Source organism: Paenibacillus sp. FSL H8-0261, from assembly GCF_045040645.1.
In the GTDB taxonomy this organism is placed as follows: Bacteria; Bacillota; Bacilli; order Paenibacillales; family Paenibacillaceae; genus Paenibacillus_AQ.
In genome coordinates this window covers 5,371,577-5,395,573 of sequence record NZ_CP150297.1, presented here as the reverse complement: position 1 = coordinate 5,395,573, position 23,997 = coordinate 5,371,577, and the positions used below count along the sequence as shown (strand labels likewise).

Below are 23,997 nucleotides of genomic sequence, written 5' to 3'. Positions count from 1 at the left end.
GTGTACCCATTTTTCAGCATACGAAAGGCGGCGATACCGTGAAGCGGAGAAGCTGGATGGACAGACAAGGCTGGATCGGCATGACCTTTATTCTTCCGAATATGATTGGTATTCTCTTATTCTTTATTATTCCTGCAATCTATTCCTTTGTCCTCATGTTTACGAATTATCAATTTTCAAATCCGAATTGGCAATTTACTGGGCTGGATAATCTCAAACGATTGTTCCATGACGATAATTTCTATGCCTCGATCAAATATACGGTGATATTCCTGATATCGGTTCCAGTATCGATGGTGCTCGCATTTATTGTAGCGCTATTTCTAAACCGCAGTGTGTATCTTAAAGGCGTATTACGTGGAATGTTCTTCCTACCGTATATCTCAAGTGGAGTAGCCGTTGCATTTGTCTGGATGCTGCTATTTCAGCCTTCACAGGGACCCATCAATGAAATGCTTCGCTGGATTGGCATAACATCGCCGCCAGGATGGTTTGCGGATACGGAAACCGCAATGTATGCCATTGATATCGTACAAATCTGGCTGATGCTTGGCTACAATATGATCATATATTTAGCTGCATTACAGGAAATTTCGACAGAACAGCTGGAGGCTGCCCGGATCGATGGTGCAAGCACATTCAAAACAACATGGAAAATTGTATGGCCTCTTGTTAGTCCCACAACTTTCTTATTAATGATTACCGGATTAATTATGACGATGAAATCGTTCTCGATTATTCAAGCCATTACGGCTGGAGGTCCTAGCGGAAGTACGACGGTCTTATCACTATTCGTTTATAAAACAGCGTTCAGTTATTACGATATGGGATACGCTTCAGCCATTTCATGGTTCTTGTTCGCCGTCATTCTCGTCATTACAGTCATTCAGTGGATCGGCCAAAAGCGCTGGGTTCATTACTAAATGATCCCACAAAGTGAAGCTTTGCGGGGGGCCCCGAAACCATAATTTAAAGGAGCAGGCGGTATGAATGAAAAAGCAGGAAACATGAAGGTGAAACTGCCAGTAACGATCATCATGTTTGTTCTAGGACTATTTATGATTGTGCCTTTCCTATGGATGCTCAGCACATCCTTTCAGACACCTGCCGAGGTGTTTAACAAATGGCTGCCTTCATCTCTCAACTGGAGCAATCATATTCGGGTGTGGACAGGAAGTCATGATTTTGTTCCGTATTATTTAAATTCACTTAAGATTTCAATTATTGGAACTGTGGGGGCTGTGTTTCTATCTGCCCTTGCCGCTTACGGATTTTCACGTACTTCGTTCAAAGGTCGAGATGGACTATTTGTCATATATCTATCCATGATGATGGTTCCACCTCAGGTGCTTTTTGTTCCAAAGTTTATCATGTTTAACTGGGTTGGGATTTACAATACGCATTGGGCGCTGATCCTACCAGCCATGTTCTCAATCTTCGGTGTATTTATGCTTCGGCAGTTCTTTATGAGCATTCCTAAGGAAATTACGGAATCTGCTTTTTTGGATGGGGCGGGGCATTATAAGATATTTTTCCGCTTAATTCTGCCATTAGCGAAGCCAGCAATAGCAACGTTTGCTATTCTCGATTTCTCCTGGCAATGGAATGATTATGAGAATGCGCTTGTATTCTTGCAAAGCCCTAAACTATATACCATTCCGCTTGGATTGCAGAATTTTATTCTTGAGAACAATGTGGACTACAACGGGATGATGGCTGCTTCATCGGCTGCGATTATTCCAATGATTATTATCTTCTTTGTGGGTCAGAAATACATTATTCAAGGGATTTCAAGTTCGGCTGTGAAAGGCTAACTATAGGAGGGGTACTAACATGAGAACAGAAACGGTTAAATCCGATGTAACAGTGGTCGGTGGTGGACTTGCAGGAATGAACGCGGCGATCGCTGCAGCGCGCCTAGGGTTAAAGGTAGCACTAGTGCAGAACCGTCCTGTACTTGGTGGTAACTCGAGTTCAGAGGTTCGGGTATGGGTATGTGGTGCAACAGGACATGGTGTAAATCGATATGCACGTGAGACAGGCATTATGGGTGAGTTATTCATCGAGAATCAATACCGGAACCCGGAGGGAAATCCATACTTATGGGATCTAACCTTACTCGAAGCCGTGAAGGCAGAGTCGAATATCAGCCTGTTCCTAAATACCGATGTACGCGAAGTGGAAGCGGAAGGTGAGGCAGAGGATCGGACGATTCGCAGTGTGATTGGTTGGATGATGGGATCTGAGCGGTTGATTACGTTCAAGAGTGAGGCGTTCATCGATTGCACGGGCGATGGTTTGGTTGGCTTCCTGGCAGGAGCTGATTTCCGATTAGGACGTGAAGCCCGCCATGAATTTAATGAGGAATGGGCACCTGAAGTGCCGGATAACATTACATTAGGCAGTACATTATTGTTTTATACACAGGATACAGGAAAACCGGTTCGTTATGTTGCTCCATCGTTCGCGAAGGATATTACAACAACGTCGATTCCGATCCGTCGGGTCATTCGGAGTGGAGATTCAGGCTGTCACTACTGGTGGATTGAGTGGGGCGGTGAGCTTGATACAGTGGATGAGAATGAACGTATACGTGATGAGCTAACCTCTGTTATTTATGGGATTTGGGATTACATTAAAAACTCAGGTCATTTTGATGCCGAAAATATGACACTGGAGTGGGTTGGCTCAATTCCGGGTAAACGTGAATACAGACGGTTTGTTGGCGATACGATCTTAACGCAAAATGATATTCTTGCTCAGCGTGAATTTGAAGACCGGATTGGATTCGGAGGATGGTCGATTGATCTGCATCCACCGCAAGGGATGTACGCAGAAGAGAGCGGCTCGAAGCATCTGCATGCGGATGGGATTTATCATATTCCATTTAGTTCGCTCTATTCGAAGAATGTGCGAAATCTACTCTTCGCGGGTCGGAATATCAGCGCATCTCATGTGGCTTTTGGAACAACACGCGTCATGGCAACCTGTGCGATCATGGGTGAAGCGGCTGGAGCAGGTGCAGCATTATCCGTCATCAAAGGTGTAACCCCTCGTGAAATTCGCAAGCAGCATATGCATGAATTGCAACAGGTGATGTTAAAGCAAGATGCTTCGATTATTGGATTGCGCAACGAAGATCCGCTAGATCTCGCGAGAAATAGTGAGATTCATGCGTCCAGTACGATGAAAGGCATAGTACTGGATCGACCAGCTGAAGCTTATGAGCTTTCTCATGACGTAGGAATTTTGTTTCCGGTTGAAGGAAATATCCTTGGGTTGAAGCTGCTTGTGTCAGCAAGTACTCAGTCAGAGTTGACCGTTGAGCTATGGACGACTGGGCGTGCGGAAAATTACGTTCCAGCAGAGTGTAGACAGGTTGATGTTGTAATAGTACAAGCTGGAGAGCAGCAATGGATTGATGTTCCGGTACAAGAGGAGCAGTGGAGTTCAATCGGCGAATGTAATATCTTCGCTATTATTCGAGCTAATGAGCATATTCAATTGCATATTTCAGAAACCCCAATCACAGGTGTTATTACATTTGAGCGAGGCGTGAAACCTGTAGTCGATTCAGCGCTGGAGGATCATCAGCCAGATCAGCCGGTGATGGAGTGGAGCATGAAACAGCTTGTACGCAGGCATTTCTGCTTTGCGGTAGAAACATCCGCATATGCTGCATCCAAAGTCACTGACGGGTATGTTCGACCTTTTGCAGGGCCACATAGCTGGGTTTCTGAGCCGATGACTGCTGGTAGAACGGAGTGGGTAGAGGCGCGTCTCCCAGATGCTGCTTCAGTCTCTGAAATTCATTTTACCTTTAACGATGATGTTAATGAGGATCTTATCAACTTACATCACCATGAAACGCCATTTCTAGTGATTCCTGAACTAGTAAAGGCTTACGATGTAGAGTTACTCATTGATGGCGTCTGGCAAGTCATGTTCCGCATCAAAGACAATCATCGCCGGAAGAACGTACATCGTTTAGAGAAGCCTGTCCTTACGGATGCTGTTCGGATCGTTGTTCATGAAACCAACGGAGGAGAACGCGCAGAACTCGTGGAAATGCGGATATATTAAGAAGAAACGGCTTAGCCGTCCTTATAGGGACAGTATCCGTTTCTGAGAGAAATACAAAATATATAGGATAACGTAAAACTTATACTTTTTTGTATTTTAAAATAGAGATCATTTATAAATGATCGCCCTTGGAGGGAAGCCGTCAGGCTTCCCTTTTCTTGTTTTTTAGATTACACTAGTCAAACGATATTTTTATATAAAGGAGACAGCTAATGACCACGAATACTAATGGCCGTCCCCCTGAGGCCGTATACATTCATATTCCTTTTTGTACCAATAAGTGCTTTTATTGTGATTTTAATTCCTACGTTCTCAAGGATCAGCCGGTTATGGATTATCTCCAAGCCTTGGATCGAGAAATGGAGCTGACCGTCAAGAACACTCCACCGGGTGTTATCAAAACGATCTTTGTCGGCGGTGGTACCCCAACAGTACTGAAGCCGGATGAGATGGCTTATTTTCTAAAATCAGTTCGGACACATTTCCCAAACTGGGATAAAGATATCGAGTTCTCTATGGAAGCAAATCCGGGAACTACGGATATAGATAAGTTGGCGGTTATGAAAGAAGGCGGCGTGAATCGGGTGAGCTTTGGTGTTCAGGCGTTTCAGAACGAACTCCTTACGGGCATTGGCCGGATTCATAATGTTGACGATGTATACCGCAGCTTGGAGAATGCTCGTGCAGTTGGTCTTAACAACCTGTCGGTTGACCTTATGTTTGGTTTGCCGAACCAAACTGTAGAGATGCTGGGCGAAAGTATTCGTAAGGCCTTGGAGCTTGATTTACCCCACTATTCTATTTACAGCTTGAAGGTGGAGGAGAACACTCTTTTTCACACCCTATTTAATAAGAACAAACTTCCTCTTCCTAATGAAGAAGATGAACTGCAAATGTACCTCTTGTTGATGTCATCTATGAAGGAAGCGGGCTATAACCAATACGAAATCAGTAACTTCGCAAAACCAGGTATGGAGAGTCGTCACAATATCACTTACTGGCGTAATGAAGATTATTATGGTCTTGGAGCAGGTGCACATGGATATGTGGGTCGTCAGCGTCATATTAATGTTAAGGGTGTAAATCCTTATGTTGAAGCTACACGTAAAGGGTTGCCTCGATTAGACGCATACCCAATCACTGAAGCAGAAGCGATGGAGGACTTTATGATGGTTGGCTTACGTATGCATGAAGGCGTCTCTAATGAGGCTTTTCAAGCGCAATTTGGGCGTTCGATAGAGGATGTATTTGCGAAATCCTTGCATAAGATGCTGCATGCGGGTCTACTTGAGCACGAAGAGGGGACTTATCGACTCAGCAAGCAAGGGATCCTTTTCGGGAACGATGTTTTCGCGGAATTTGTAGGCGCACTGACAGAAGTTTAATTTTAAAATACCCCTTGAATTGTAATTCACTCTGTTGTATATTTATTCATATTATCAACAGAGGGGTGAATTAAAGTGCTTGCCAAGACGGAAATGATCCGCCATTCGTCTCCAGCAGGAGACGCACAGGTGATTTGCAGAAATGCTGTGATAGAAGATGTTGAACCGTTGTATCTGATGATAGAAGAATACGCACAGCGCGGGATCATGTTGCCCCGTTCCAGGCAGGCGCTGACACGCCAGATCGATCAATTCGTTGTTGCAGAAATTGGCGGCAGATTCGTTGGCTGTGGGTCACTCTTCAGACTCGGGAATGATCTTGTAGAGATTCGATCGATCGGTCTGAATGACGAAGGTAAGGGCAAAGGTGTCGGCTCAATGATTTTAGAGAAGTTGGTTGAGGAAGCCAGAAACCAGAAAATCCCTAAGGTCATGGCACTAACCTACGCCGTAGATTTCTTTCTTAGAAACGGATTCGAAGTCGTTGAGAAAGAGATTTTTCCCGAAAAGGTATGGACAGATTGCGTGAATTGTAAAAAGCAGCATGCCTGCGATGAAATAGCAGTACTTAAGATGCTGAACTGACTTGACAATGTCAATGTCAGTTTGGTATTTTTGTATTAGTGGTTAGCACTCATCTGAGTCGAGTGCTAACGAATCGGAGCCAACAGCCGATAGGAGGGGATAACATGTTAACTGATCGCCAGAGAATGATACTAAATGCAATTGTAGATGATTATATTTCATCGGCAGAACCAGTAGGATCTCGCAGCATTTCTAAACGGGGTGATGTAGGGTACAGCCCTGCAACTATTCGAAATGAAATGGCTGACCTAGAGGATTTGGGTTATCTCGAGCAGCCTCATACATCGGCGGGGAGAATACCTTCCCATAAAGGATACCGATATTATGTGGATCATTTGGTACCGTGGAATTCCGCCGAAACGGCAGAGATGGGCACGATCCGCGCTTTTTTTGCCGAGAAGCTGAATGCGATGGAGCAGGTAATCCAACATGCGGCGATGATTCTTTCCAATATGACGAATTACACTTCCATCCTTCTGGGACCGGAGGTTTTTCATACATCATTGCGTCATTTTCAGTTGTTACCACTAGATGATAAAACCGCTGTAGCGATTATTGTTACAAGTACGGGTCAAGTTGAGAACCGTACGGTGAACATTCCGCCGGAGATATCCGTTTCCGAGATGGAGAAAGTGGTTAACCTACTGAATAGTAAGCTGGTCAATGTACCACTCTATAAGCTGAAGACTCGGCTGTATTCCGAGCTTGGCGAGGAAATGCAGCGTCACATCTCACATTATGAAGAATTAATGCAAGTGCTAGACATTGCGCTGGAAAGTGATCAAGAGCAGCGTATCTATCTTAGTGGAGCGACGAATATGCTTACACAGCCTGAGTTCAAGGATGTTGACAAGGTGAAAAGCATTCTTGATCTGCTGGAAGAGACGCCTACATTGCTCAAAATGCTGGCCCCTACAACAGGCGGCACAGGTATCCAGGTCCGAATAGGGACGGAGAACAATCATGAAGCGTTCGCTAACTGCAGTCTGATCACCGCCACTTATTCTCTTGATGGGCAGGCACTGGGGAGCATTGGTATCCTTGGTCCGACACGAATGGAATATGCAAGAGTGATGGGGATCTTGGGCATTTTATCCCGAGATTTGACAGCGATGCTGGCACACTGGTATAAGTGAACAGAGTCAACATTGATTACGTGAATGATTTTAATGAATGATTTTAAGGAGGTGAAGACAACTTGAAAAAGGAACAAGTTCAAGATGCTAATGAATTCAAAGAAGATTTGATAAATGAGGAACCTGAGGCTGATGTAGCTTCGGAAACCGACTCATTTACGGCAGAAGAAATTAGTGAAGGTGCTTCAGACACAGGTTCGGAGGTAAAACGTCTGCAGGATCTCGCTGATGAATATCAAGGACGTGCGTTGCGTGCGCAGGCTGATTTCGATAACTTCCGTCGTCGTACTCAGAAGGAGAAAGAAGAGTTGGCTCAATATGCCACCTCCAAGCTCGTGACTGAATTGCTTTCAGTACTGGACAATTTTGAGCGTGCTTTAGTGACTTCTCCTAGCAGCCCAGAATCCGAAGCTTTCGTGAAGGGTGTTAATATGATTTTCCGTCAGCTAGATGGGGTATTGAAGTCCGAGGGACTTACGGCTATGGAAACAGTAGGACAGCCTTTTAATCCTGAATACCATCAGGCTATTATGCAGGTGGAGAGCGAGGAGTACGAAGAGGGTATCGTAACGGAAGAGGTCCAAAAGGGATACCTCCTGAAAGATAAAGTCCTTCGTCCTGCTATGGTCAAAGTCAGCATGTAATCTGTATATATAGGACGGGCAGTATCTGTCCACCATGTACCATTCGAATTTTTTAAATATTTTATTATTTTAATGAGCGAATGCTCCATATACCTTTAGAGGAGGCAAATTATTGTGAGTAAAGTTATCGGTATTGACTTAGGAACCACGAACTCTTGCGTTGCCGTAATGGAAGGCGGCGAAGCCGTTGTAATTCCAAACCCAGAGGGCGCACGTACAACCCCTTCGGTGGTAGGTTTTAAGAAAGACGGCGAGCGTATCGTCGGTGAAACAGCTAAACGCCAAGCAATTACTAACCCTGATCGTACGATCAGCTCTGTTAAACGTCACATGGGTACTAACCATAAAGAAAGCATCGATGGTAAAGACTATTCCCCACAAGAAATTTCAGCAATGATTCTTCAAAAGCTGAAATCCGATGCAGAAGCATATCTTGGCCAAACTGTTACTCAAGCAGTTATCACAGTTCCTGCTTATTTCAATGACAGCCAACGTCAAGCTACTAAAGATGCAGGTAAAATTGCAGGCTTGGAAGTTTTGCGTATTGTGAATGAGCCAACAGCTGCAGCTTTGGCATATGGTCTGGAGAAATCCGAAGATCAAACTATCCTTGTTTATGACCTTGGTGGCGGTACGTTCGACGTATCTATCCTTGAACTGGGCGATGGATTCTTTGAAGTAAAAGCTACAAGCGGCGACAACAAACTTGGTGGCGATGACTTTGACCAAGTGGTTATGGATCATCTGGTATCCGAATTTAAGAAAGAGCAAGGCATTGATCTGAGCAAAGATAAATCTGCTGTACAACGTTTGAAAGATGCAGCTGAAAAAGCAAAGAAAGAATTGTCGGGCGTACTGACAACCACTATTTCTCTTCCGTTCATCACTGTAGTTGACGGAGTACCTCAGCATTTGGAGATCAACTTGACTCGTGCGAAGTTTGATGAGCTTACTGCTGGTCTAGTAGAACGTACTTTGGGACCAACTCGTCAAGCATTGTCTGATGCTGGCATGACGCCTGCAGACCTTACCAGAATCGTTCTGGTTGGTGGTTCTACACGTATCCCTGCTGTACAAGATGCAATTAAGAAGCTTACAGGTAAAGATCCACACAAAGGTGTGAATCCGGATGAAGTTGTAGCTCTTGGTGCTGCTGTTCAAGCGGGTGTATTGACTGGTGATGTTAAGGACGTTGTATTGCTCGACGTAACTCCGCTTTCCCTCGGTATCGAAACTGCAGGCGGCGTGTTCACGAAGATGATCGAGCGTAACACTACAATTCCTACAAGTAAATCCCAAGTATTCTCGACCTTTGCTGACAACCAACCTAGCGTTGAGATTCACGTGCTACAAGGTGAGCGCCAAATGGCGAATGGCAACAAAACATTGGGACGCTTCATGCTGAACGAGATTCCACCAGCACCACGTGGCGTACCGCAAATCGAAGTTTCTTTCGATATTGATGCCAACGGTATCGTGAATGTGTCTGCAACTGATAAAGGCACTAACAAGAGCCAAAAGATCACTATCACTTCTTCCAGCGGTCTGAGCGACGCAGAAGTAGAACAAATGATGAAGGATGCCGAGCTTCACGCTGAGGAAGACCGTAAGCGTAAAGAATTGGTAGAAGCGAAGAACAGCGCTGACCAACTCGTGTATTCCACTGAGAAAGTGATCAAAGATCTTGGTGATAAAGCTGATGCTTCCGAAGTTGAAAAAGCAAACGAAGCTAAAGATAAAGTGAAAGCAGCACTTGAAACTGACAATCTTGAAGAAATCAATGCAGCTACAGAAGCATTGACTGAGATTGTACAACAGTTGTCCATGAAGCTGTACGAACAAGCTGCTCAAGCAGAGCAAGGTGCTGAAGGTGGCGCTGGAGCTGCTGAAGGCGCTCCTAAGAAAGACAATGTAGTTGACGCTGATTACGAGGTTGTTGACGAAGATAAGAATCAAGGGTAACCTTAAACGATAAGTGTATAGGGCGTAACTGATAAATTCTTATATAGTTAAGAAGGGAAGGTCAAAACCGGGTCATCCCGTGTTTTGACTTTCCTTTTGTAATATCAGTTTGCACACTCTTCGCGAATGCGCCTTCTGATATTGTAAGAATAAACATCTGCTGGAACTGGATGGTCAGATCCTGGGGTTTTATCGTATAATGGTTTCTTTGGCAGGTAATTAGGAATTTGAGTATGTAATGTACGGAGGTGAAAGCAGTGGCAGATAAACGCGATTATTATGAAGTGCTTGGCCTCAGTAGAGATGCTTCAGACGACGAGGTGAAGAAAGCGTACCGGAAATTGGCGCGCCAATATCACCCAGACGTGAATAAAGCAGATGATGCTGAAGCTAAGTTTAAAGAAGTAAAAGAAGCTTACGATGTTCTTAGCGACGGACAACAGCGAGCTAGATATGACCAATATGGCCATATTGATCCTAACCAAGGTATGGGCGGCTTCGGAGGCGGCGGTGGCGACTTCGGAGGATTAGGCGATATCTTTGATATGTTCTTTGGCGGCGGCGGACGTCGTGATCCTAACGCACCACAGCGTGGTGGGGATTTGCAGTATACGATGACCATTGAATTCAAGGAAGCGGTATTCGGTAAAGAAACTGATATCACTATTCCACGTACGGAAACTTGCGATACCTGCTACGGCTCCGGGGCTAAACCGGGTACTAAACCAGAGACTTGTTCCACTTGTCATGGTAGTGGGCAACAGGAATTCGTACAGAATACACCACTTGGACAGATGCGTAATCGTCGTCCATGTTCACATTGCAGTGGTACAGGTAAGATTATTAAGGAAAAATGTACGACTTGTAGCGGACAGGGTAAAGTTAAGAAGCAGCGTAAGATTCATGTACGCATCCCTGCCGGTGTCGATGACGGTGCGCAGCTGCGCATGACTGGCGAAGGCGAGGGCGGCTTACGCGGTGGTCCTGCTGGAGACTTGTATATTGTCATCCGTGTCAAATCGCATGATTTCTTCGTACGTGAGAACGATGATATTATGTGCGAGGTTCCACTTACATTTGCACAGGCTGCACTTGGCGATGAGATTGAGATTCCTACCTTAACGGAAAAAGTGAAGCTGAAGATTCCTGCGGGAACGCAGACCGGTACTTTCTTCCGCCTTAAAGGTAAAGGTGTCCCACGTCTACGTGGATCTGGCCAAGGTGACCAGCATGTTAGAGTCATTGTTGTGACACCTAGCAAGCTGAATGATGAGCAAAAAGATTTGTTGCGACAGTTCGCCTCTCTAAATGGAGAAAACACACATGAGCATGAGCAATCTTTCTTTGATCGTGTGAAGCGTGCGTTCCGCGGGGACTGATATTTCTAACTTCATTAATTGAGCAAATAAATAATACAGCAGAGCAGCTATCCTCCCGTTATTTGGGGATCGCTGCTCTGCTTTTTTGATTAAGGCAGTTTGCTCATGTCGACTGTTAGTAGGGACAAGCTAGCCAATCTCATACGGTGCTTTTCATGCCAATAGCGACTTTGGGGTCCGTTAGCATACCAAATATCGCATAATCCAGCGTTTAAGGTCATCTGAGTCCGATGACTGCCTCGGAAACGCAAATGTGACTTATAGACGAAAAAGCCCCAGCAGTCATTGGCTGCTGGGGCTTTCTTTTAAAGTGCAACTAGATGTTGTTCGAAGAACGTAGGTCCTCAAGCACACGGCTCAGAATTGTTGCTGCTTGTGCACGAGTCAATGTACCTTGTGGATTGAAGCTGTCCGCAGTAACACCTTTGAGATAACCTTTGGTTACAGCATAGGCTACAGCGTTGCGTGCCTCCGCAGCGATGTTATCCGCATCCTTAAAGCTTAAAGGTGTCTTGGCTACTGTAAGATCAGCACCAAGAGCCTTAGCGATGATAAGAGCTGCTTCCTCGCGAGTCAGCACATCACGAGATCCACTTTCTTTGATGCGAGTACTCCAAGTGTCACCTTTTCCAAGTAGACGGTCGAAGAGCGTTAGAAGCTCTGCCTGATTTAAAGTGTCAGCAGGTTTAAAGCTGCCATCGGCTCCTTTGCCGGCAATGATACCATGTGAAGCAAGGATTTCGATATCGGTTTGAGCCCAGTGTGTGCCAATATCTTTAAAGCTTATTTTTCGGGATGCTGCACTGTAAGAACCGTCACCAGTAACGTTAAACTGTAGAATCCCTTCTTTAGAGATAGAACCAGGTAGTAGATAGGACCATTTATGATCCTTTGATTCTACATAAGCGGCAGTCTTTCGTGCATCATGAAGACTGTTGGCTTTTAGATTAAGCTGAAGGATGATCGGCTTTCCGGTTGTCCAACCATTTTTGATAGTGAGAATGGAAGAACCGATATTTAATGCTGCTGAGCTACCTGCTAAAACTGCTGTGTTGCCCGCATCGGTCAGACTAATCGTAAGGGTTAAGCCGTTGCTGTTGATGAAATCCGGAAGTGTCGCCGCTGGAATAAGTACATTGAACCCATTACCATTTAGGCGGAGCGCATTCTCCGATTTCTTTAACTGCTCGGCTTGGGCCGGGGTAAGAGTAACAACAACTTGGCTATATTTATTGAAGCTTACATCGCTAAGATCAAGAACAGAAGTTTTATCTTTTGCATTCTGGATCGAATTGGCTAATGCAGTGTCTAAGATGTTGAACACCGCTGAAGGCTTGCCACCTGCTGAATCTGCAGTCTCTACTAGCTTCCCAGATTTCAATGCGATTCCAGAAGCGGGAGTACTGGTTGCCGTAGGTACATTCGATTCAGGTGTAGGTGTTGGCTTCGGTGTTTCAGGTGTGTTAACAGTTACGCTTACCGTTCTCAAACCAGATGGGATCGTTGATGTTGTAGCATCATTCCAGACCTGTACATCGTATAGCTCCAAGTCGTATTTTCCCGCTTTAGATGGTTTGAAGGTTATTTTGCCTAGTGAGCCAGAGCCGTGATAAGCACCACCTGATAGATTGACGCTATACTGTGTCAGTTTGCGGCCGTCTCCGAGATCATAGGTTTCTGAGAATTCTGTAAGTGCAACACCAGAGAAATTCTCCTCTTGATACGTAGCCAGTTGTACGCTTGGCTGGATCGCTGGTGTTTCGAGAGAACCATCGTAGATGACAGCGAATGAAGCCCCATAGATGCCATAAACCTCATCTGTCACGGAATACCCTAGATCAACGGTTACCGGTTGTCCCAAATCAATAGTGGCTGCAGATAGAGACGGATTTACATTGAAAATACCATCCCCTGTGCTATAAAGCAGTCGCTGAGCATAATCATCGTCGTCCGCGCCATTACCTACTTTATCAACCACATAGATTTTGTACTCATTAAGCCCCCCGTTAACAGGAACGTCAATGGAAAAAGCACCATTACTTGCAATTACTCCACCGAATTTATAAGTATTCCCATCATAATGTTTACCTTCGGCGTACACGGTAAACCAATTTCCAATAGGTTGTGTATTAGAAATATAATAGGCCATTAGGTCATCATCAATAAAACCGCTGATTTGAGCCGCACCAGGATCGGTTGGCGCTTCACGTTCATACTCCTCAAGTGTGATGCCGGAAACTAATGGCTTCTCGGTATCAATTGTGAACTTGATCTTTTGTGTCTCGAGCAGTTGTCCATTGGGAAGCACAGGAGTGATGTAGTAGTGACCATCTGGTAAAGTGGACTTGGCGGAGGTCTCCAGGTCTGTTAACGTTCCATCCCAATTTGTAATTTCGTACACGCCACGATAGACCTTTTCATCGATAGAATAAACTGCACCTAAAACTGTCGCAGGAGCATCTATTGAAGAGGCTACAAAACTTATGCCATCCAGCTCTTCATTGACAGAGAAGGTAAAGGTGGTATCGTCTGAGCGTCCATCCCCATTAGGAGAAATCTGTGGATCTTCAAAAGAAAGTTGATTAACAGGCTCTAAATTGAATTTATCGCCAACAAGTGCATTAAAGGGAAGACGAAGAGTTTCTGTATCAGAGGTTAGGAATAGGATGCCTTCATATGCTCCCTCTTTTGCAGTGTCAGAAACCTTCAGTGTAAATTGTGCATAATGATCTACACCTGAGGTAATACTTTTTGGTGCAATATTAATACTAATGTCACCAGGCGCTTCTGTAAGCCATTCGGTGGACAGCGTGTAGGTTGATCCAATCCCTTTAAAGTCCTCTACATAGACTGATTTCGTTACACTAGCTCCCTTTGAGAGCAAGCCAAAGGATAAGGAACCTGTGTAATAAGGGATTTCTACAGTACCTGGAAGACCACTAATTAAGCTCTCCCCGACTTTAGCAATAGATTCAGCTTTAGCTGATTTCTCCAAATTAATTAATCCGGCACCTTGTTGATATAGTGAGTAAGGATTCCCATCACGGTTAAAGATAGGATCAGCATTGTTCATTAGCAGTGCTTTAATTTCATTTGGCTTAAGATCAGAGTTTTCACTCAGTAGCAAAGCTACAGCTCCTACAACATGTGGGGTTGCCATGCTGGTGCCGCTTTTTAAGCCATAAGCGTGTTCGTAATCACCATTCCAGCTAGGAATTGTGGAGTTGATACTGACCCCTGGCGCAACAACATCAGGTTTGATTAGATAATCCGGCATCCCCGGACCCATTGAGCTGAAGTTTGCTAACTGATTGACTTCAAGCCCTATATAGTAACTGATGATATCTTTAGCAGCATCCAATTGAGCTTTTATCTTTTTGCCATCTGCTTGAGTAATTCCGTAGGTAGGAACGTAATTCCCAGGCGCACCAAGGGTGGGAGAGATTTCACCAGTAGTATTATTAGCAATTAGGACAAGTTTGGCTCCAGCTGCTTTGGCATTTAGAGATTTATCTCCGAAACTCAGCACACCTCGATCGACAAGGACTACCTTATCTTTGACGTCCAAATTTGTGTAATCGGAAGTACCTCCAAGACCAGCGTAAACGATCTTACTGCCAGCTATATTATCAACTAAGTCTGGGGAGTAAGTTGCTAAGGTCCCTGGAATTTTTTTAACATCGCCAATATCAAAGAATGGGGTATTCACTGGGGTAGTAGAAGCACCTACACTAAGTGCGAGTTGAGATCCAGCAGGTTCGCCCAATGTTCCTACATCCGGTCCAGCGTTACCGGCGGCAACTACAACATTCACGCCCGACTTTATGGCGTTGTCTATCGCGATTGAACTTGCGGAATAGCTTTGGTTAACATCAGAGCCCAGGGAGAGGTTAATTATATCGGCTCCATCAGCGACCGCTTTCTCAATACCCGCGATTACAACCGCTGTTGGACCGGAACCGTAAGGGCCAAGTACGCGATACGCGTACAAATCTACCTCAGGTGCAACATCCAAAATTGTACCTGCTACATGAGTGCCATGCGAGGTTTCATATGGGCTACCATTTTTTGGAGGGGAGTTGGCATCAGGAGGTGTTTCTGACGGATCATTATCCTGATCATAGGCATCGTAACCGCCCTTATAATTATCCTTTAATAAAGGGTGGTTTTTATCGATGCCGGTATCTACAACCGCTACCTGTACCCCTTCTCCTGTGTAACCTAATGCATGTAGTGTATCCGCACCTATAAGATTGCCACTGTCCGAATAAGAACGTGTAACAGGCAAAGTCGCTACCTCTAGACTGTCTGCTAACGCATGTACTTCATCATTTGGATAAACAGCTGCAACGCCCGGAAGCTCTAACAGCTTGTTTACTTGATTGGCTGGCAGAGTAATGGAATATCCGTTAAAAATCTCACTGTATTCAAAACCGATGTCGGCATCGATTTTCTGCGCTGAGGAAATAAAGCTTTTATGCTCTGAGATAATTTTACTGCGTTGTAAGGAGACTGAGGATCGTAAAGAAGAAGTTTTAGCCTCATTTTCATACACACTGACTGGTTTATTAGTTAATTCCACGATCACGGATACTGGTGCTGAACCTTTGAGCACACCCGCGTAGTTATGAGGGGTCACACTTTGAGACTGTACATTATTAGCTAGGTTAGTTGATGTTTCAAGGGATGAGTTCGCAAATGCAGCGGATGGAAAAAGGACAGAAACAGCCAGTCCGAAGCTCGCCGCCCCAATACCAAATTTTTGAATAGAGTGTTTAAAGGTACGTTTCAAATAAGTTCATCCTCCCAAATGAATTTTTATATTGCAGGGTGTATCTGTAGTTCTCCTCCTCAGCGTAAAATGTAAAAAATTATGAAAATTAAATTTATTCTACAGCTATAACTTCAAATCGAATATACAACTTTAGCACTATATTGCAGGGAAGCGTCGAGGAAAATGTCGAATTCCCAGTAAATAAGTGGAGTATGAGAAAAAAAGGGCATAAAAGAAGTGAAATGAAGACAATATAAAGGAATGCAACAGATATCTGAATTTCAAGCGAGAGCGGGGATAAGATGTCGGAAAGATCTATTTTGGCTTATTTTAAAAGCCCTGAGGAAGCGGAGGGTGTTGCTCGTAAGCTCCGTGCACTTCGGGCCATTGAAATTTCCGTTGATCGCTTCAGTAGATATGGAGGCACGAGCTTTAGCTCAGGGGTAAACCCAGTGACAGGCAATGTTGCCAGAATGGACTCCATGACTGCTGAGCGTGCACACACAGGTATACTAGCTGCTGCTGATACCAGCGCCAGTGGGATGAGTCATGGCGGAGATGGAGGACCGACGGGTAGAGATATTTTACTTACGGTGATCTTGAATTCGGAGTCTCATGATCAAGCATTACGCTTAATTGAAGAAGCAGGCGGGATGATTTGAATAATAATTTTCTTAATAAGAAGGGAGATGATCGATACTATGGATAGAGAGAACTCGCAAATATTCTCAAAGACCGAGAAGATGAAAATGCTGTACGAGGCGAAGGCAGAGGACGTAGAGTTTTCAGCAGCGGAGGCAGATCTGGAGGATATCGAAGCCCAGGCCCGGGCTTTAGAAGCAGACAAACGTCAGCTGCATGAAATTATGAAAAAAGAATAGATGCTAAAAGCTAAGGCAGATACCTCACATTGTGGGGTATTTTTGCGTTCTGGTGTGTATAATTAGGAGAATAGCCCAAGCAGGGGGGAGAATATGGACAACGTTATTTTATGGATAGGTTTAGCACTGCTTATCGCATTCTTAACTTTTATGAATCAGAAGCAACTGTACTCTTCAAAAGTAAAACAGGCCTACCGTGAGCTGCGGGAGCTAACTGAAAAAGTTCGGCTGGAACGATCTGAGGCAAGCGATTTATACCGTTGGGAAGTAGAATTAGCCGAGATGGAGAAACACCCGAACGAACTTAATAAACTGGATGCTGAGATTGGGGTTCGCCAGGCGTTTGTGATGTATTTGGAAAGACATAGTCCTCTGGATGCAAGACTTCCAAGTTTAAAGGAGGCTGCTGCCCATCAGAAGGATTCAGTATGGGGAATCAAGATGGGAGATTACGGATCCAAGAAATAAGGAACTGTACATATAAGGGCTATGTTTGCTGGACCGTTTGGTATGTGCATTTTCAAGAGACAAATTAGTATTAATAGGAACTTGCTTCGAACCCTGGCTGGAATTACAGCTGGGGTTTTTGTGGTTAAAAATAAATACGGAAAAACTCCCTGTATTTTTCTCCAGGCGCCTAAAAATGTGAGCTTTTAGGGAGAATCTCCCACAAATAACTCTTAAAACTAGAAAAAGGCTTGATTTTATAAGATTATAGGGAGCATTTCCCTAAAAAAGAGATAAATCTTCGATATTTGTGTATTTATAGGGAGGTTTTCCCTAATTATCATCACTTAAAAGTATTTCAGGGATCAATCTATTAGAAATGAGCAATACTCGCTCGCCATTGGCCTTTTTTAACAACGAATTTTAATAAATTTAATAAGAATCATGTATTTCTCTCTGCGCAATAAGAGCGTATAATTGTTCAGATATACTTCATGATGACGCGACGAGTAACTTATAGATATCCAGGAGGAATTATTATATGGGAATGGTACACTCTCAGGGAGTTACCGATGAGCTTGTTGTCCGATCTTTAGAAAAAAATTTAGCGATTATAAGGTTTGATCTTGATCGAAGAGTGGCTTATGTGAATGACGTTTTTGCTAGTTCGATGGGGTATAACAAAGAAGAGATGTATGGGATGCATCATAAAGAGTTTTGCTTTCCTCACTTTGTAAATAGCCCGGGCTATGAGCTGTTCTGGCAGGATCTTTTTTCAGGGAAAAGTGTCCAGGATAAGATCGAACGAATGGATGCAAAAGGAAATGCGGTATGGCTGGAAGCTACATATATGCCTGTCTTTGATGAAAATAATGAACAGGTCATTGGCGTATCTAAGATAGCGACTAATATCACGGATCGACAAAATAACATGAGTGTTGTGGTACAGCGGATGCAAGAGATGTCGGACAGCTTAAATCATAGAGCCGAGAAAGGCATTGAACGTAGTCAAGAACTATTGCTGAGTATCGATAAAATAGCCGAAGTATCCATTGAAAATACACAGACTCTAGCTAATCTGGAGACACAAGCGGTATCGATTCAGGGAATTGTACAAACTATTCGTAACATTGCTTCGCAAACGCAACTGTTAGCGCTTAATGCAGCAATTGAAGCGGCACATGCCGGGGAGTTTGGGCGTGGTTTTGACGTGGTTGCAAAAGAAGTTAGGAAGCTATCTTCCATGGTGCAGGATTCGATCATTCAAGTGAAAGATAGTGTGGATGCCATTACGCTGGAAATCAATAAGATCTCCAAAGGAACAAACCAGGTGCAAGAAAATATAGAAGCTAGTCAACAGCAGATTCAAATAGCCTTAGATGATTTCAATAATATCTCTTCCTCAGCCCAGGATTTAGATACACAAGCACGAGAGGTTATGAATATCATTTAATTTCTGTATGCTGTTAGCGTGAATATAAAGGAAAGCCAGTTCTCAGATTTATGGGGAGTGGCTTTTTGTGTTGCGAGTATAATTGCTATCTTTCATCTGTTATTACTAGCATCTATAGTTTATGCTCAGAAAAACGAACCTTTTCCAGAGCTTGGTTGTCATATAGATATCACAGATAAGAAAGGAGGGCGCGAGATTTGGAGACTAACCGGGAATTATTCGAAGCCTACAACAAGGATGTATATCGGACCTGCTACTATATGGTGCATGACGCCGCGGATGCGGAGGACTTGACGCAGGATGTGTTCATTACCGTATTTCACACGAATCGTGAGAACGTAGAGCATTTGAAGGCTTGGATTATGAAAATAACGGTCAACCATTGCCTGAATCATTTGAAACGGAAGCGTACTTTACAACAAAAAATCTCAGACAATCTTTATTTATTTAAGAAGTCTCCTGAAATCCCTGTAGAACGATTGATTGAGCAGCGGGAGACGACAATGGAATGGGCGAAATATTTGAGCCAGCTCCCAGTCAAACTTCGGATGGTGATTACGCTTAGGTACATGCATGATTTCAGCTTGGCTGAAGTATCAGACCTGCTATCCATCCCGCTCGGGACGACCAAATCAAGGCTGCATAAAGGGCTAAAGGTATTGCGGAGAATTTTGCTGGAGGCTGGGGTTCAAATTGAACGGAAAGAAGGCGAATCTTATGAAAAAGTTGGAGAATATGCTGGAGCATCAGTTAAATGAGGGTCAAAGTGTAACATATCCTGATTTTGAAAGCATGTGGGAGAGAATTGAACATAAAAATACAACATCTTTTCACGCTCGGATGAGCAGTGGTAGCCAGAAACAGGGGAGAAACTGGAGCAAAATAGCACTTGTTTCATCGTTTTCATTACTTCTAGCGGCGGCGCCAGTATATGCGGCAGTTCATTATAATTGGGATACAATGCTCCGTGAAAAAGGTGGTATTCAGGCGGCACTGGCACAAAACCTCGGTCAAAAGCTGGATCAATCGGTGACAAAGGACGGAGTGACGCTAAAGCTACATACCGCCATTGTGGATGAGAATCGAACGGTCATCTTATTCACATTGGATGTTGGACAACGACAGGACAGTGAAACTTGGCGTGTGACTGAGATGACCCTGAAAGGTACTGAGGGGGGAAATAGTTCTGGAGAGTATAATTATCTGAACTGGGACGAAAAGAACCGAATTTATAACGGTTATTTCGAAAGTGAATGGACACCAGAGAAGGACACCGTGAATGTTCAGCTAGTTACAAATGATATTCAGGCTTTTAGTGAACAATCGTTAGATTTGCCGCTGGATATTCACTCGACGGAGACACAGAGCTTCCCTATTGGACAGGAGGGGATGCGCAGCATAGAGGTGAAGCCATTTACCCAAGGTCAAGAGAAAATGTTATTCTCTTCAGCGATCATTTTTGATCAGCCAGAAGCAAAAGAATGGGCCTATCCAAATATTGTCGGTTACAAAAATGGAACGCTCATAAATTCGCTGCCTGGAGGTACTTTCGGTACACCAGGAGAAAAAGGGGAGTATACAGCGCAGCAATACTTTAAGGCGGAGGATGTTTCCGGTGGTCAAACGACTTATAAGCTGCAATATATGAAGAAAGAAAAAGATGTTAATGGACCACTTTCATTCGATCTTCAATTAAGTAAAAAGCAGATGGAGAGCGGGACGATAAAAACCAGTCTAAATCTGCCGCTCGAGGCAGGTGAGACTGATTACACGCTGGAGAATATGGTTGTGTCGCCTACTCAAATTCGAGTCACAGTTAGAAGTAAGGATATAGACAATGGCTTCCCTTATAAAAAGTATGCTCTTGAAGTAGCAGGCAAGACGCTTGAGGGGAATTTATGGAGATCTCCAGAGGGTGAGCCGGAGCTGACAGTGCTTCGTTTCGAACGGCCAGTCGACCTTGAAATTACGAAAGAGACTCCGATTACCTTTGTAGCTAAATATAAGGTGACTCAGCATGGTAGCTATAAAATTACCAAAAATAATGATGACAAAATACCGCTTCTTTTAACGAACATCTCTCAAAAGAAACAGACGATTATCCAGCAACTCAACGGGTATCCGGTGAAGTGGACCTACTATATGCAGGGATCCGATCTTTATGTAGAAACTGGAAGTGAAGATGCTCGCTTCGGTGGAATTAACCAGACACATATCGGGTTGGGTAAAGAGCGCATCCTAGGTAAACCGCTAACCGTCAATTTCGCGGGGGATGGAAACAACAAGGCCATTGATGTGTATAAGGATTTTAAAGGTACAGAAGCTACTATCTATATGTTCTACTATACAACTGATGATCCTGATAAAGAAACGAGAGTGCAGATCCAGTTATAAGAGTTAGAAGAAGCATAATTAAAGGAAATAGAATAACTTTTTTAGGGGATGAACCTTGTGTTCTTCCCTTTTTTTCGTATACAGTGAGTAGACGTTGTTAAGGTTTAGCTATGAATAATTAAAGGGAGGAAAAATGATGGAAGTCACTCGCTGTGCTTGGGTCAATGATGATCCTCTATATATTGCCTATCATGATGAAGAGTGGGGAAAGCCTCTGTATGGTGACCAAAAGCTGTTTGAATTGCTTATGCTGGAAGGGATGCAGGCAGGGCTGAGCTGGTACACGGTACTAAAAAAACGGGCGCGTTTCAGAGAGGTATTTGACGGATTTGATCCGAATAAGATTGTCCATTATGATGAAGCCAAAATGGCAGAGCTAATGAGTGATCCAGGGATTATTAGAAATCGATTGAAAATTGATGCTATCATTCGTAATGCGGGCGTGTATTTGCAAATTTGCGAGGAATATGGCAGCTTTGCAGAGTATCTCTGGAGCTTTGTCGGAGGTGTGCCAACTATTAATCATTGGAAGACTCGTGCAGATGTACCTGCTTCGACGGCTCAGTCTGATGAGATGAGTAAGGCATTAAAGAAGAAAGGCATGAAGTTTGTGGGTACTACAATATGCTATGCTTTTATGCAGGCATCGGGGATGGTGGATGATCATTCGCTCAACTGCTTTTGTAGGCGTAAAGAGGACGTCGCAGGTCGTTGAGCTGTAGTTTGGCGTTACACCAATAAGAAATGTTATACTATGAAGCGAATGCTTTCGAAGCGAGTTTTGCACGAGGTAAACCAATGAAGCAAATGCTCACAAAACTAAGCCTATGCTTTCGAAGCGAGTTTTGCACGAAGTAAACCAATGAAGCAAATGCTCACAAAACTTTTAGGAGGATTACATAAAGATGTTATGGCATGAAGTGACGATACATACAACAGAAGAAGCACAGGAAATGATTTCGAATTTTTTATATGAAGCTGGTGCGGGTGGGGTTTCTATCGAGGAATCCGGCACACTGAATAAAGAACGGGATACACGTTACGGTGAATTGTACGACCAACCTTTGAATGATATTCCTGAAGGGGAAGCGGTCATAAAAGGGTATTATGCCGATTCCACAGATATGGATGCTGTTATAGAAGAATTGACTCCACGGGTAGCCGAATTGCATGAGTACGGGATTGATCCAGGCAAAGCGTTGATTTCTTGGAAGACTGTGGATGAAGACGAATGGGCGCATGCTTGGAAGCAATATTTCAAACCGCTACGCGTATCCAAACGTCTTACCATTAAACCAACCTGGGAGGAATATACGCCTGAGAGTCCAGATGAAGCCATCATTGAGATCGACCCTGGCATGGCATTTGGTACTGGGACTCACCCTACAACAGCTCTGTGCCTCCGTGCACTTGAAAAGAATATTAGCGGCGGTGAAGAAGTTATCGATGTCGGCACCGGTTCAGGAATTCTGGCTGTAGGTGCGATGCTGCTAGGTGCAAAATCCGTATTGGCCTTAGATTTAGATCCGGTGGCTGTGGAAAGTGCACGGGAGAATGTAGCCCTTAACAAGCTTGAATCATCCATAACGGTAAAAGAGAGCGATCTTCTATCGCTGCTGGGCGGGGAAGGCGTAGCTGATACAGCGGCTGGAGAGATGTGGCCATCCGCTAGACCTGGTCACTCACTAGAAGGAGCCGTTCCTGCTAAGCAAGAGCAAGAAGGCAGCCTTGGCGTGACATTGCCTGTACAAATTGTAGTTGCGAATATTTTGGCGGAAATCATCGTATTGTTTACGGATGATGTGTACCGCGCGCTTCAGCCTGGAGGCCTCTACATTACCTCAGGTATATATAAAGATAAAGAAGGACTTGTAGCGAACGCGCTGAAAGCGTCTGGTTTTGAGATTATTGAAATATCCCGTGAGGAAGATTGGGTGGCGTTTACAGCCGGAAAGAGGTAAAGATGGATATATTACAAAATATAATTCGAGTAGATTTAGATCAGCTTCCTTTCCTGCTCATTACAATTTTAATTGCTTTTACAGTACATGAATTCAGTCATGCATATTTCGCGAATAAGTTCGGTGACCCAACAGCAAGATTACTTGGCCGCATGACGCTTAATCCTGCTGTTCATTTCGATTTCTTTGGTATTTTGCTGCTGCTAGTTGCTGGCTTCGGTTGGGCACGTCCGGTTCCGGTAAACCGCGATAACTTTAGTCGTCCTCGTCTCATGGGAGTCATCGTGTCGGCTGCGGGACCAATCAGTAACCTGCTCTTAGGAATTATTGGTGCTATAATCTACGGTGCACTTGCGGCAGCTGGAGTTCTAGATAATATCTCGAATGATCGCATGCTCGAGGCTGTATACTTATTCTTTGGCACCTTCATTCAATGGAACTTCTTTCTGTTTCTGTTCAATCTTATTCCGCTGCCGCCACTGGATGGCTATCGGATTGTGGAAGATATCGCCCCACGTTCGATCCGCGGCAAATTACAGCAATTTGAACAATGGGCTGTATTTCTCTTTTTATTGATTCTGTTTATTCCTGGGCTACGGACGTATACAATAGATCCGCTCGCAGGCTGGGCTAGTGAAATGTCGAGAACATTTGTACAGTTGTCTCTAAGAATTTTTGGCAGCTAAGGCAAGGGATGAAGTCTGTTCAACCTTTGTCAAACATTGTATTATGTAATTTGATCAAAATTTGATCGTTAATTTTCGTCTGACCGAACCTTATATTTCTTGAAGAAACGGGTGACGTCCTTATAAGGGCGACTAAGCCGTTTCTTCAAATATAAGAAAGTATAAGTATCACTCTATACTTTATGACTTATATTTTTCGATTAAACGCTTACCGTCCTTATAAGGAC

Annotated in this window: 19 protein-coding genes; 18 read left to right on the top strand and 1 reads right to left on the bottom strand. The window is 44.0% G+C overall.

Going from position 1 to position 23,997, the window contains the following annotated elements; all coding sequences use genetic code 11:
* The first annotated feature begins 38 nt into the window (after positions 1 to 38).
* The 9 genes from MHI27_RS24030 (at position 39) to dnaJ (ending at position 11,174) form a co-directional block, all read left to right on the top strand.
* Positions 39 to 923, top strand: coding sequence for a carbohydrate ABC transporter permease (locus MHI27_RS24030; protein ID WP_231573337.1), 885 nt, complete (start codon positions 39 to 41; stop codon positions 921 to 923).
* 63 nt (positions 924 to 986) lie between these two features.
* Positions 987 to 1,814 (top strand): carbohydrate ABC transporter permease, encoded by an 828-nt coding sequence (locus MHI27_RS24025; protein ID WP_076284811.1) that lies wholly within the window; start codon positions 987 to 989, stop codon positions 1,812 to 1,814.
* A 19-nt stretch (positions 1,815 to 1,833) separates the two neighbouring features.
* The gene (locus tag MHI27_RS24020) at positions 1,834 to 4,083 is read left to right on the top strand and encodes an FAD-dependent oxidoreductase (RefSeq protein ID WP_405174846.1); all 2,250 of its coding nucleotides are present in this window, start codon (positions 1,834 to 1,836) and stop codon (positions 4,081 to 4,083) included.
* A 212-nt stretch (positions 4,084 to 4,295) separates the two neighbouring features.
* Complete coding sequence (gene hemW / locus MHI27_RS24015; protein WP_042191005.1) at positions 4,296 to 5,468, top strand: radical SAM family heme chaperone HemW; 1,173 nt, start codon at positions 4,296 to 4,298, stop codon at positions 5,466 to 5,468.
* A gap of 93 nt (positions 5,469 to 5,561) precedes the next feature.
* Positions 5,562 to 6,053 carry an N-acetyltransferase gene (locus MHI27_RS24010; RefSeq protein ID WP_042194380.1) on the top strand — a complete coding sequence of 164 codons (492 nt, stop codon included), beginning with the start codon at positions 5,562 to 5,564 and terminating at the stop codon, positions 6,051 to 6,053.
* A 104-nt stretch (positions 6,054 to 6,157) separates the two neighbouring features.
* On the top strand, positions 6,158 to 7,189 hold the full coding sequence (gene hrcA / locus MHI27_RS24005; protein ID WP_042191003.1) for a heat-inducible transcriptional repressor HrcA: 1,032 nt from the start codon (positions 6,158 to 6,160) through the stop codon (positions 7,187 to 7,189).
* A gap of 62 nt (positions 7,190 to 7,251) precedes the next feature.
* Positions 7,252 to 7,833 carry a nucleotide exchange factor GrpE gene (gene grpE / locus MHI27_RS24000; RefSeq protein ID WP_405174845.1) on the top strand — a complete coding sequence of 194 codons (582 nt, stop codon included), beginning with the start codon at positions 7,252 to 7,254 and terminating at the stop codon, positions 7,831 to 7,833.
* A gap of 114 nt (positions 7,834 to 7,947) precedes the next feature.
* Positions 7,948 to 9,795, top strand: a complete 1,848-nt coding sequence (gene dnaK, locus MHI27_RS23995; RefSeq protein WP_042190999.1) for a molecular chaperone DnaK — start codon at positions 7,948 to 7,950, stop codon at positions 9,793 to 9,795.
* Positions 9,796 to 10,052: 257 nt separating this feature from the next.
* Entirely contained in the window at positions 10,053 to 11,174 is a 1,122-nt protein-coding gene (gene dnaJ, locus MHI27_RS23990) for a molecular chaperone DnaJ (protein ID WP_042130386.1), read from the top strand.
* A 316-nt stretch (positions 11,175 to 11,490) separates the two neighbouring features.
* Here the strand turns inward: dnaJ and MHI27_RS23985 are convergent, their stop codons facing one another.
* Positions 11,491 to 15,966: a S8 family serine peptidase gene (locus MHI27_RS23985; protein WP_405174844.1), complete on the bottom strand. Its 4,476-nt coding sequence runs from the start codon at positions 15,964 to 15,966 to the stop codon at positions 11,491 to 11,493.
* Between the two features lie 284 nt (positions 15,967 to 16,250).
* On the opposite strand from MHI27_RS23985, the gene MHI27_RS23980 reads away from it, so the two are divergent.
* From MHI27_RS23980 to MHI27_RS23940, 9 genes are all read left to right on the top strand, one after another.
* Positions 16,251 to 16,610, top strand: a complete 360-nt coding sequence (locus MHI27_RS23980) for a hypothetical protein (RefSeq protein ID WP_042190997.1) — start codon at positions 16,251 to 16,253, stop codon at positions 16,608 to 16,610.
* A 39-nt stretch (positions 16,611 to 16,649) separates the two neighbouring features.
* Positions 16,650 to 16,829, top strand: coding sequence for a YfhD family protein (locus MHI27_RS23975; RefSeq protein WP_042130382.1), 180 nt, complete (start codon positions 16,650 to 16,652; stop codon positions 16,827 to 16,829).
* Positions 16,830 to 16,922: 93 nt separating this feature from the next.
* A complete protein-coding gene (locus MHI27_RS23970; RefSeq protein ID WP_076299679.1) occupies positions 16,923 to 17,297 on the top strand; it encodes a hypothetical protein in 375 nt (124 codons plus the stop codon).
* 520 nt (positions 17,298 to 17,817) lie between these two features.
* A complete protein-coding gene (locus MHI27_RS23965) occupies positions 17,818 to 18,729 on the top strand; it encodes a methyl-accepting chemotaxis protein (RefSeq protein WP_149647628.1) in 912 nt (303 codons plus the stop codon).
* Positions 18,730 to 18,926: 197 nt separating this feature from the next.
* Positions 18,927 to 19,487, top strand: a complete 561-nt coding sequence (locus tag MHI27_RS23960; RefSeq protein ID WP_076299677.1) for an RNA polymerase sigma factor — start codon at positions 18,927 to 18,929, stop codon at positions 19,485 to 19,487.
* A complete protein-coding gene (locus MHI27_RS23955) occupies positions 19,447 to 21,123 on the top strand; it encodes a DUF4179 domain-containing protein (protein WP_405174843.1) in 1,677 nt (558 codons plus the stop codon). The genes MHI27_RS23960 and MHI27_RS23955 overlap by 41 nt, the downstream gene beginning before the upstream one ends.
* A gap of 136 nt (positions 21,124 to 21,259) precedes the next feature.
* Positions 21,260 to 21,838 (top strand): DNA-3-methyladenine glycosylase I, encoded by a 579-nt coding sequence (locus MHI27_RS23950; RefSeq protein ID WP_042190988.1) that lies wholly within the window; start codon positions 21,260 to 21,262, stop codon positions 21,836 to 21,838.
* Between the two features lie 190 nt (positions 21,839 to 22,028).
* Positions 22,029 to 23,084, top strand: coding sequence for a 50S ribosomal protein L11 methyltransferase (gene prmA / locus MHI27_RS23945; RefSeq protein ID WP_076299675.1), 1,056 nt, complete (start codon positions 22,029 to 22,031; stop codon positions 23,082 to 23,084).
* Positions 23,085 to 23,086: 2 nt separating this feature from the next.
* The gene (locus tag MHI27_RS23940) at positions 23,087 to 23,770 is read left to right on the top strand and encodes a site-2 protease family protein (RefSeq protein WP_379424564.1); all 684 of its coding nucleotides are present in this window, start codon (positions 23,087 to 23,089) and stop codon (positions 23,768 to 23,770) included.
* Positions 23,771 to 23,997 lie beyond the last annotated feature (227 nt).